Annotated in this window: 9 protein-coding genes and 1 pseudogene; 5 read left to right on the top strand and 5 right to left on the bottom strand. The window is 65.6% G+C overall.

Features of this window, described 5'->3' with window-relative positions; translation table 11 throughout:
- Positions 1 to 97 precede the first annotated feature (97 nt).
- Together RJ1_RS12805 and RJ1_RS12800 are read left to right on the top strand one after the other, a co-directional pair.
- Complete coding sequence (locus RJ1_RS12805; protein WP_073360416.1) at positions 98 to 1,486, top strand: NAD(P)/FAD-dependent oxidoreductase; 1,389 nt, start codon at positions 98 to 100, stop codon at positions 1,484 to 1,486.
- On the top strand, positions 1,483 to 2,484 hold the full coding sequence (locus RJ1_RS12800; protein ID WP_073360382.1) for an ROK family protein: 1,002 nt from the start codon (positions 1,483 to 1,485) through the stop codon (positions 2,482 to 2,484). The genes RJ1_RS12805 and RJ1_RS12800 overlap by 4 nt, the downstream gene beginning before the upstream one ends.
- A gap of 452 nt (positions 2,485 to 2,936) precedes the next feature.
- Here the strand turns inward: RJ1_RS12800 and RJ1_RS49265 are convergent.
- A pseudogene (locus RJ1_RS49265) lies at positions 2,937 to 3,996 on the bottom strand (IS110 family RNA-guided transposase).
- 478 nt (positions 3,997 to 4,474) lie between these two features.
- Positions 4,475 to 5,179: a maleylpyruvate isomerase family mycothiol-dependent enzyme gene (locus RJ1_RS12790; RefSeq protein WP_378379897.1), complete on the bottom strand. Its 705-nt coding sequence runs from the start codon at positions 5,177 to 5,179 to the stop codon at positions 4,475 to 4,477.
- A gap of 244 nt (positions 5,180 to 5,423) precedes the next feature.
- Between RJ1_RS12790 and RJ1_RS12785 the strand changes: the two genes are divergently transcribed.
- Positions 5,424 to 6,050: a hypothetical protein gene (locus RJ1_RS12785; RefSeq protein WP_240319742.1), complete on the top strand. Its 627-nt coding sequence runs from the start codon at positions 5,424 to 5,426 to the stop codon at positions 6,048 to 6,050.
- A 220-nt stretch (positions 6,051 to 6,270) separates the two neighbouring features.
- The gene (locus RJ1_RS47635; RefSeq protein WP_240319743.1) at positions 6,271 to 6,867 is read left to right on the top strand and encodes a hypothetical protein; all 597 of its coding nucleotides are present in this window, start codon (positions 6,271 to 6,273) and stop codon (positions 6,865 to 6,867) included.
- Positions 6,868 to 6,955: 88 nt separating this feature from the next.
- Here the strand turns inward: RJ1_RS47635 and RJ1_RS12775 are convergent, their stop codons facing one another.
- The gene (locus RJ1_RS12775; protein WP_073360380.1) at positions 6,956 to 7,450 is read right to left on the bottom strand and encodes an MTB12 C-terminal domain-containing protein; all 495 of its coding nucleotides are present in this window, start codon (positions 7,448 to 7,450) and stop codon (positions 6,956 to 6,958) included.
- Positions 7,451 to 7,782: 332 nt separating this feature from the next.
- Between RJ1_RS12775 and RJ1_RS12770 the strand changes: the two genes are divergently transcribed.
- Positions 7,783 to 8,793, top strand: coding sequence for a hypothetical protein (locus RJ1_RS12770; protein ID WP_073360378.1), 1,011 nt, complete (start codon positions 7,783 to 7,785; stop codon positions 8,791 to 8,793).
- A gap of 40 nt (positions 8,794 to 8,833) precedes the next feature.
- Here RJ1_RS12770 and RJ1_RS46715 read toward each other — a convergent pair whose 3' ends face one another.
- Positions 8,834 to 9,964, bottom strand: coding sequence for a hypothetical protein (locus RJ1_RS46715; protein ID WP_073360376.1), 1,131 nt, complete (start codon positions 9,962 to 9,964; stop codon positions 8,834 to 8,836).
- Between the two features lie 488 nt (positions 9,965 to 10,452).
- A complete protein-coding gene (locus RJ1_RS12760; RefSeq protein WP_073360374.1) occupies positions 10,453 to 10,935 on the bottom strand; it encodes a hypothetical protein in 483 nt (160 codons plus the stop codon).
- Between the last annotated feature and the right edge of the window lie 175 nt (positions 10,936 to 11,110).

Raw genomic sequence — 11,110 nt, 5'->3', positions numbered from 1 at the left:
ACTCAACCTCGGCTTCCCCCAGAACGCATAAGTGCTGGTTCTCCGCGCCGGACCGTCCGCGGTCCGGCGCGGAGTCCGTTCGATCGAAAGGAACTTCATGAGCGACACCGCTCTCGCCCGCCGTCATCGCGTCGTGGTCATCGGATCGGGATTCGGCGGCCTCTTCGCCACCAAGGCCCTGAAACGGACGGACGTCGATGTCACTCTGATCGATCGCACGACGCATCACCTGTTCCAGCCGCTGCTGTACCAGGTGGCGACGGGAATCCTGTCCGAGGGCGAGATCGCTCCCGCGACCCGGCTCGTCCTCGAGGACCAGCAGAACGCGTCCGTCCTGATCGGCGGAGTCGAGAAGATCGACGTCGCCGACCGGACCGTCACCTCGACGCATCGCGGCCGCACCACCGTCACCGAATACGACAGCCTCGTCGTCTCGGCGGGTGCCCGCCAATCCTATTTCGGCAACGACCATTTCGCCGAGCACGCGCCCGGCATGAAGACGATCGACGACGCCCTCGAGTTGCGCGGCCGCATCCTGGGCGCGTTCGAAAGCGCCGAGGTGAGCACCGATCCCGCCGAGCGGGCGCGGCTCCTGACGTTCGTCGTGGTCGGCGCCGGACCCACCGGCGTCGAGATGGCGGGTGAAATCGCCCAACTCGCGCACCGCACGCTCGCCGGCGCCTACCGCACCATCGATCCCCGGGACGCGCGCATCATCCTGCTAGACGCGGCGCCCACGGTGCTCCCACCCTTCGACGAGAAATTGCGTCGCGCTGCCGCCGACACGCTCGGGGATCTCGGAGTCGAGATCCAGCTCGGCGCGATGGTGACCGACGTCGACGACGACGGACTCACCGTCCGCGACCAGGACGGTGTCGAGCGGCGGATCGAGGCTGCGTGCAAGATCTGGTCCGCCGGTGTCGCCGCCAGCCCGTTGGGCCGGCAACTGGCCGATCAGACCGGTGCCGACACCGACCGCGCCGGCCGCGTCCTCGTCGAACCCGACCTGACCCTGCCCGGCCACAGCAACGTCTTCGTCGTCGGAGACATGATGAACCGGGACGGCCTTCCCGGCGTCGCCCAGGTCGCGATCCAGGGCGGCCGCTACGCCGCGACGCTGATCGCGGCGGAGGTGCGTGCCCACCGAAAGGGTCACGACAAGCCCGAACGCGCCCCGTTTCGGTACACGGACAAGGGCAGCATGGCCATGATCTCCCGCTTCCACGCGGTCGCGAAGGTGGGCCGTCTGCAACTGACCGGGCTGCTCGCCTGGCTGCTCTGGCTCCTGATCCACCTGGTCTACATCGTCGGTTTCAAGAGCCGACTCGCTACCGCAATGTCGTGGACCTGGTCGTTCCTCGGCCGGACACGCGGGCATCTCGCGGTGACGGAGCAGCAGGTGGTCGCGAGAACGGCCATCAACCGGCTCGACGCCTGGGAGGATTCCCTGGCGGTACCCGAGGCGGCGACGGCCTCGACACGGTGAGTACCGTCGGCTCCGTGCCTGCTTCCGCTCTCACCGTCGGCATCGACGTCGGTGGTACCAGTATCCGTGCCTGCGTGGTCGACGACACGGGCGAGGTGCTCGACTCCGTGCAGGCGCCCACCCCGCAGTCGGCGAAGGCCCTCGAAGATGCGCTCGACCGCGCCGTCCGCGAGCTCGCAGGGCGCCATCCTGTTTCGGCCGTCGGGCTCGCCGTGGCCGGATTCATCACCCCCGACCTCACCACCGTGCGCTTCGCCCCGCACCTGCCGTGGAAGAACGTGGCGGTGGCCAACGACCTCAGCGACCGGCTCGGACTGCCGGTGGTCCTCGAACACGACGCGAACGCGGCGGCATGGGCGGAGCATCGTTTCGGTGCAGCCGCCGGCGGTCGCAACGTCGTGATGGTCGCGATCGGCACGGGTATCGGTGCGGCCCTCCTCATCGACGGCATGCTCTACCGGGGCAGTTACGGCGTCGCTCCCGAGCTGGGCCACCTCCAGGTGGTACCCGGCGGCAGACCCTGCGCCTGCGGCAAGCGGGGATGCTGGGAACGGTATTGCAGCGGAACCGCTCTCGTCGACACCGCCATCGAGCTCCTGGCCGCCGACCCGACCAGTTCGACGGTGCTGGCGCGTGAGGTGGCGAGCGATCCGGGATCGCTCACCGGACGTCGCATCGCGAGCGCGGCACGGGACGGCGACCCACTCGCCGTGCGCACCATGGAGGAGTTCGCACGCTGGCTGGGCGTCGGACTCGCCATGGTCGGCGACGTCTACGACCCCGATCTCGTCGTCATCTCCGGTGGTGTCAGCGGTTCGGCTGCGCTGTTCCTCGACCATGCACGGGACGTCTACGCTTCCCTCGCAACCGGTTCCGGGCATCGCCCCCTCGCACGCATCCGCGAAACCCAACTCGGCGAATCCGCACAGCGAATCGGGGCCGCGACGATGGCAAGGGACGCGCTGCTGAACGGAGCTCCGCTCCCCGTGCGTGGCTGACGAGACTCTGGACTCGTCAACCACGCACGAGCGGCGGAGCCGCAGTTGCCGTACCGATCAAGAAAGCCTCGAACTATGTGGGTGAGTCGACGAGAAAGAGATTCCGGTCTTGTCCGCATCTGGAACGAGGGATGCAGGCGACGCACAACTACATCACCGATGACGCGGTGCCTACTACGAGCAACGCGTCGTGGCGGACTGTCTCCCTGACTGGACCACGCAGAGGAGCACTCGACGGCGTCGCCTCCGGATTCTCCGGTCCCGAGAACGGGAAGCTGGACTCCACCTCGCGCACATCACACCTTCGCGTCAGCCGCCCCGGAGGGTCTCGAGACTCGTGGCCAAATCTCATCTCGGATGGCCACTCAGTGTCCAGTCGGCCAATTGGGTGAGACTGCATTCGACGTGGCGGCGTGCCGGGTCTCGAATCCGGTGGCGGTGCCTCTCTATTGTCAAGCCGCCCTGTCGGATTCTTTCTCGTGTTGCCGGTGGCTGCGCTTTTCGTCGGCGAGCATGATGCGCCAGACGTGATCGGACAGGTGCCGCTTGAGGCTGCGGATCGCTGCACGGGGACTCTTTCCCTCGGCGATCTTCTTGCCGTAGTACGCGCGCCCGGCGCTGGCGGGCATCCGAACCTGGACCGTCGCAATGGTGTAGAGGGCGGAGTTCAGCTGCCGGTCCCCGTACCGGGACAGGCGGTGGTGGTCGGTGTCGGCGCTGGCGATCTGCACCGGTGCCGATCCGTTGTAGGTCGCGTAAGTGGCCGCCGCCGGGAACCGGCTCGCTCGTCCCGTTCGACCGATCAGGCGGGCGGCGGTCACCGAACCGATCCCGTCGACCTCGCGCAGACCGGTGCCGTGCTCTTTGAGCGCACGGGTCATCTGCTTCTCGTACTCCGCGAGCTGACCATCGAGGCGCCGGATATCGGAGATCAGGTCGCGACAGAGATTGACGCGGATTCGATCGACCTCGCTGCGGGCGCGGAAGCCCCGCAGCAATGCGGTGGCCGCGGCCGCGGTCAGCGAAGTCGGCGCACCGCCGGCCAGCAGCTGCCGCAACAGCGCGTGCAGCTGATTGACGATGCGAGTGCGACTGTTGCACACGTTCGTTCGACGCTCATCGAGCCAGGCCAGGACATCGGTCGGGCCTCGGGGTCGACCGGGCGGGCATCACCCTGCAGGCGGCCACACACGCGGCCGCGGCCGCGTCGATGCGGTCGTTCTTGCGCCGGCCGCCACGGGAGAGTTGCCGGACCCGGGAGGTGGCGGTGGCCGGAACGTCGAGGACGGTCTCCCCGAGAACCAGCAGCCACTGCGCCAGGTGATGACCGAGCCCCTCGGCGTTCTCGACCGCCCACTGGCGTTGCGGCCAGGCCTTGGCCCACGCAACCAGCTTCTTGTAGTCAGCGAGGGTGGCGTCGATGCGCAGGGAGCCGAGGTCGGTGTTGGTGACGGGGTCGACCGCGGTGGCGGTGTGGGTGGACTTGTGGGGATCGATGCCGATGACGATCATGGAGGACGGTTCCCTTCTCTGTCGTGATGGGAGATCCGCGGAGGACAATCCGACTTCAAGTACCTCTCACAGCAGCTTGGGGTCACGCCTCTCTTCAGTCACTCCGCGAACGCAGGCCGGAAGGGGCGACACACCGCCAGAAAGTCAACCCGCAGGATGGGGTGACAGGAATCTCAGGAGTCAACCCTTCCGGTCTGCTACGGCACATTACGGGCAGCTAACCCGGACCACGGACCGCTCCCACGAACATAAGTCGGAATCTCACGGCGAGTGGCGGGTCGGTGGCGGATCTGCCATCGTGGTGAGACTCGGCCATCTTCGGCCTGATCCAGTTCGGAGTGTCCCGATTGACGCCCCGAAAGCAATGACATCGCCGGACGGGGCTACCGGAACGGCGCTGGTCAGCGAGTTCCGGTCAACGGCCGGCTTCCGGGACGTGCCGGTGCGGGTTCCGTCAGCGGACGCTTCTCAAGCGCAGTCAGGTTGTGCAGCGGTCCCGCAGTGTGGGCATGCCCGGCCCGGTGAGGTCGTCACAGTAGGCACCACGACCGGCCATGGCCATCGTGAGCGCCAGGGTCGTGCCGCTGACCATCGGGCCGGCTCCCGTCGTGAAGGGCCCGTCGGTCGCTTCGAGACGAAGACCTTCGATGGTGCTGCGGCCGGCCACGGTGAAGTCCCGCCGGGCGTAGAAGCGGGCAACCTCGGTGACCGTCTCGACGGCGGGCGTGCGCACGAACCCGAGCGGCCGCCGGATGTCCTGGGCATGCACCACCACCTCACCAAGCCACGCCGCGGTGGGACCCGGCGCCGACGTCGTGCTGGTGACAACCCGCTGGAACCACTCGAGAGTCTCGGCGGGGGTCGCGCCTCGGTACTCGGCCAGACGCCGGTCGTTGTGCAGGTCAAAGTCGAACCGTGCCCCCAGGACACTGCCAAACCAACGAAGCGCACCGATACTCGCCGCCGCCGTGAGGTGAGCAACGACCTCCTCTACCACCCACCGTCCGCACAGCGACTGCTGCGCCCACTGCGCCTCGTGAAGATTAGCGAGGTCATCGGCCAGAGCGGCGCGTTCGGTTGCGGCCGCAGACCATAGGGTGGCGCGAGTGAGGGAATTGCGCACGGCGACCTCCAGGTTGAACGGCTGACACCAATGGAGACTGCGCGCGAGCGCGAGAATCATCGGTCAATCGGTAACCAAGGTAGCGAGTGCATGCGCCACCGTTGCCGGAGCGACCGGTGTCCGGCTACCGATCCATTACCGGGACTGCCGGGTCTGATCCCAGTACCACCCGCCGGAATCATGAGAACCTACTGTTCATGTGGACTGCGGACAGCTTCCAACGTGATGTTTCGGCAGGAAAATGGATAGATGAGAGTCTGAAGCGATTCGCCAGAGACCACCGCGCCGTCGTCGTCGGTTCGGTGTGCCGACCGAATTCGACTCCTACGCAAGCATATTCCACCCCGCCCACCGGCGCACCGGTCCCTCCGCTGGTCAGGTCGAACCGGTCACCTGGCGTGCAGTCGCTGCGGCGAACGGGCGCACCGCGCATCGACTGATGGGATGGGAGTTCCTGCTTCCCACCACCGCGGCCAGATCAGGGCAACCCGGGCTGTGGGATAAGGCGCCTGGCACCGGCGAACTCGCCCGCCCCACTGCCGAAGCCCTCGCCGGTGTTCTCGCAAACTTCACGACAACCACCGACCAGTGTTGGTACGCGATATGGGAAGGCCACACGATCCTCGATGACGTCCGCCGAAATGCCGGCCGCCTGGAGATATACGACAAGGGCATGTTCCTGATCAAAGATTCCATCGCGGCTGCAGGAAACCGCTTCCGCAGCCTCTTGTCACCGAACCTCTGGTGGTCGGACGACCGCGCCTGGTGCGTGGCAACTGACACCGACCTCATGGCTACCTACGTTGGTGGATCCGCGGCGTGTATCGACGCGATCATCAACTGCCCGGATCTGGAAGCGCTGGAGGTGGCCGCCACGATGAGCGTCCAGTGGGACAGCGACACCATCAATCCTCGTCCGGACCGCCAATGACTGCAGTCAATCCGCACAGGGCGGCGCTATGGTCGTTGAGCTGTCACCGCTAGCGGATCCGCTTACGGGAACGAGGGCCGACTACCGCCAGCATGCGCTGGGACCCACTTCGTCCCGGTGCAGGTTCGGCTTTCGGGTTCGCTCGCTGGCCGCCAGCGGTCTTGGACATACTGAGGTCATGACGAGCCGTGGAGTGGTCCGCAGTTGGGACGTGCGGGGTATGCAGGGCGTGATCGATTCCGCAGACACCCCCGGCGGTAGCTGGACTCCATGGATATCCGTAGCGGTTCCTGGGTTCCCCGGTTTGGCTGAAGGTCAGGAAGTCGAGTTCGATTGGCATCAACTCGACGAGCCGGCAGACGGTTACGACTTTCACACGGTGCGCGCATGGCCAGTCGGCACCGAGCCCTACACGCGGCCGGGGCCGTTCAGCTCCAGAGCTTGGCATATCGATCCCGACGGCAGTGCCCACGAGATCACCGACCTCGACGACACGATCCCGCCCCGGACCGGCACCCCAGCAAGCGGCGTCGTCACCACGTGGAATGACGACGAAGGCTGGGGAGTCATCGACTCTGCGGGCACACCGGGCGGTTGTTGGACCTTCTACAGCGCCCTACACCCCGACGAAGTCATCAATGCCCAGCCGGGCGACAGTTTCAGCATCGGCGGAGGAATCCGTGGTCTCGATGTCGGCGAGCAGGTCGACTTCGAATGGGAGCCGGTCATCGATCAGGACGGATACAAATTTCGTGCAATCAAGGTTCGGCCGCGGCGGGAGATCCCGCCTTGGCGCGTCGAACGAATCGGTAGGTAGCGCTCGGAGTTGCCAAGGATCGGGTTCGGTCGGCGATCGGCAACGGTCACCGATCTGAATAGACCGGTTGCGCGTGCCGGGCGAAGCCTCAGCCGCAGACCTGTGGTGCGGAGAGAAACAATCCGCCACAGACGAAGGCGCGGGATAGCTTCCACTCGTTGTTGAAACGCACGAAGGGAATTGGTCCCACCGGGTACGGTTCCATGCCTTCGATGCGGCCCTGCCCAGTCGCGTTGACCATCTCTGGGGCGACGGGTTCCACGGCGGTGAACTGGAGGTATTGGGGTGAGGGTTGCGCACCCCAAGCCCGCGCGATCGGCAGGGTCTGGTCGGTGGGACCATTCAGGAGCCGCGCCCGGTCCTCCTCGCGTATCGAGTAGTTGGTGGTGGCGTTGTACAGGGCGGTCAGTTGCTCGGCGGTGGGCACGAGATCGGTGATCGGCGCCGGCGGCGGTGCGAACTGTGTGGATTGGACGAAGACGGTCGGATCGCGCGATTCGGTGTCCTCGGGCGAGCAGGCGCCGGCGACGGTTGCGATCGCGACAAGAGCGCTGGCACCTATCGCGGCTTTCCTCACCCACATGATGCAGGTATCGCCCCAAGTCGACGCAACGTGACAAGCCCATGCCACACCAACTCCCTGGTCGCATCTCCATCATCGATCGGATGCCGGTCATCGATCGCTCAGCGGGCCGGCCGCGCGGGTGGTGTTGTCCTTCAGTGAGTAACTGCGACCGTGATCGCGCGGTTGTCGGTTGATGTGTCGACCGTGACCTCGGGTGTGCTGCTTCGGGTTCCGACGAAGGATTGCGCCACAGTACCGCTGACCTGCGACATCGTTCGAGTATGAACGGGCAGAACTTCACTGCGGGTAACTGCGTGCGACGGACAGCGCGGGTTCGGTAGCGTTCATTGATGGACCTGGTCACTCTTGTTCTCGCGTCACCACGCGGACGATTTTTCTGCGCGAACGTCGCGTACATGTGCCGTACGGACGAGCGAGCCGCCCATCCACGAACGCCTGCGGACGTGCTCGAGAGGATCGAGGCAGTCGATGTTCAAACCATCTCGGGGCTGGCCGAACTGGACCTACTCAACGCTCTCGCTATCGCGACAGACTGGGCACGGTACTGGCAACCGCCGGACGAGGAGGACGTCATGTTCGCCACGCCGGACACCGTGGCGGCTTTACATCCGGTAGCTGCCACCGTTCTGGAATCCCCGCTCACCCGGTGGTGGGCGGAGCCAGTCGACCTCGACAACCAGCGGATGATCGGCCGACTGCCTTCGAACGAGGAGTGGCCGGAATCGACGCTGCCGTACCGCAGTACTGCTGTCGGTCTCGATCAATGGCGTGACCACGTCCTCGCGGACGAAGCACAGTTTCGCACTTGGCGCGCGGAACGTCCGGACAACGCCATCGGTGGTGAATGGTGGTCGACACCGTTGCCCAGTGCCGCCTTGGAAACCAGCCGGGCGCGGGATTGCGTGGGCGCACTGGAATTGCTCCTGGAAGAAGACTCGTTCGGTGGGGACGAAGCGCGGGTCTGGACGGTCTCTATCCGCCGCACACCCCGGGTCTACGAGATCACGAATCCGATGGACTGGGCGCGTTTGGTCGACGCGTATCCCTTGGCCGTCGTCGAGTCCAAGCGCTCCGATTGGTTCCACACCACCGGTGAGTATCACGACTGGTTCATTCCCGACTGGACTGCGGTGGCCGACGACTACGACGCCGTGCACCTCACTTTGCACGGCTACCTGACCACACCCGGCCTCGCAATCCCATTGGCAGACCACAAGGGTGCAACTGTCCTGGCCGGTTGGAACCCGGACGCGACGTGGTGGCTGAACAACGACGTCGCGCACGTCGACGACGAGCCAGCCTTGTGGCGATGGTGCGACGACTACTGGGTACGAGCCTGAGCCCCGGAGAAGGATCCCAGAAAGAGCGTAGAAAACAGGGTCACGGGCCCGCTGTCTCGTCCGACAGCCGCGGACGCGGCATCGGCACCGGCACCGGCATCGGGACCGGCACCGGCACCGGCACCGAAATTCTCGCCATGATGTCCGCGTTTGCTGGATCGGTATACGGATCCGGCTGAATCCAGTGCACCGTGCCACGAGTACGCACATCGAGATCGACTCGCCGGCGCGTGCCGTCCGGAGACTGGGCGGTGAGTTCGACGACGGCGATCCATTCGGTGTCGTCGGCGCCGCGAGCCTTGTCGGCACGTCGCGGCTGAGCCGTCACCCGGGCAACGGTTGCCGGATCATCGACCGGGATGAACTGCCGCTCGTCATCGAGCATCCGCACCGGGTGAGCATCGGGATCGACGCGCACCACGCCGTATCGGCGGTCACGGTGCAGCGCCGGATACATGGAGCCGACAAGGAACAGTCGCCCGTCGACGACGACGCTGCTACCGCCTTCGGCACTGACGCGTTCAATGGTCAACGTCCCGTCTCCGGCACGGTCGCACCGGAACACTTCGTGTCGGGAGGTGATCCAGCACCCGTCGCGGTCGGCGTGGACCTTGCGGGTCCACTGGTTTTTCGGTGGCTCGATTGTCAGCGGCAACAGGTACTCGACGATTCGTGGTGGTGTCGATCCCGTATCAATGTGGAGCAGGACAGGATTCGACCGATCCATCACCCACACGTCGGGTCCGTCGACGGAGACCGCGCCGGCGACGAACTCCATCTTGGTGGCCGGTACGTCGTCGAGGTCCAGGTCGACTAGCACTCCAGTCCCCTGGAAGTGGTCCTCGGTCGAGGGCGTCTCCCAGTTCGACCAGTAGCGGTGCGGGGTGGACTCGACCTCGGTCAGTCTCTCGGTGCCGTCCACGGCGCGCAATCCACTGCCGGTGTGTTCGATGCGCTGTTCGACAAGCTGGACCCGTCGAACCCTGCCGCGAACCAGTACGGGATTGTCGGACCCCGTCCAGAAGATATCGACGACGAGTCTTCCGGTGAGTTCGACTCGTCCGGTCAGGGGCCGGTCGGACATCCACTCGGCGGACCATCCGTCACCGATTGCCTCGAGCGGCCACCGTAGTCCACCCTCCGGGTGGCTGTAGGGGGTGTGTCCGAACACTGGCCGGACGGTTGCCCGCACGGTTTGCCCACATGGCGAGGGTGTGTGGCCGGTGGGGTGGAAGGTCAGCACGACTTCGACGATGTCACCGCGAGCGGGTGGTGTAAGCGAGCGGTCATCGAGAACCCATCCAGGGACGAACACAGCAAGAGTGCGATTAACCGTTTCGGCGATCATCGTCACACCCCACGCACTCGACGAACCGATGGACGACGCCATCGGGCGCGGGGCTACCTTGCGCTGAAGAATACCGCCACGGTCAGAGCCCGCGATAGCTGTCCCGTAGAGGATCCGTTAGCGGAGAGATCTCGGGCAACGCCATGTCACCGCGCGAAGACAGTGACACCGAGCGGCGCGGCGACGCACTGACCGAGCGCAGCGGGGCGCAACACAAAATGGTTAGGTACCGCTCCGCACGGGGTCGATCAAATGGCCCCCACCGTCTTGCCCGACGCCTACCCGATAACGCCTCGCCCGGCAGGTGCTCGTCAGCTCGGGCGCTCGGGCCGCAGGGTTGGATGATGGATGGGGACTGTCTCGCCGCTGGCAAGGGTTACGGCGACGTGCGGTTTCTCTCTCCACCGCGCGCGGAGCACCGCAAAGACGACTCCGTCGGCTCCGACACCTCCGGTGTCTGTCTCGAGCGACGACCTCACTTCGAACTGAGACACGCCTTCGGCAGCAATTCCGGCCAGCGCCATCCATCCGAACTCTGGTGGTTCCCTCGCGACGGACGGATCGCCGGATTGATGGACGTTCATCCGCTCCAAGTACGACGCTCGAAACGAGCGACCGAATCCAACGCGGGGATTGGGTACCCCGAGGATGAGGGATGCCTTCGGTGATTCGCTCCCTGGCTGAACAAGAACCGCCCAACGGGTCGTATCTGCGGCGAATACGACGGCGAAATCGGAGTCGCGCTCGATGAGCCGGACTGGACCGAATCGCTCTCCGGCCGTGGTGCGTTGCATCAATGGGACCGCTTCGCCCGCAAGCCTCACCGCTGGGTGGGTTCGTAGGTCTTCGTCGATTCTGTCGCGAACCGGAAACAACGTGCTCCCCGGTTCGTCATCCGGTGTGCTCGACGATATTCGGATGCTCATGAACCCTCCAGACCGTGCCCTGAGACCCGACGGATAGTCAGCA

The sequence above is a fragment of the Rhodococcus jostii NBRC 16295 genome (assembly GCF_001894825.1).
GTDB classification, from domain to species: domain Bacteria; phylum Actinomycetota; class Actinomycetes; order Mycobacteriales; family Mycobacteriaceae; genus Rhodococcus_F; species Rhodococcus_F jostii.
Note: the sequence above shows the minus strand (reverse complement) of the source record. Positions and strands in the feature narration are given on the sequence as shown.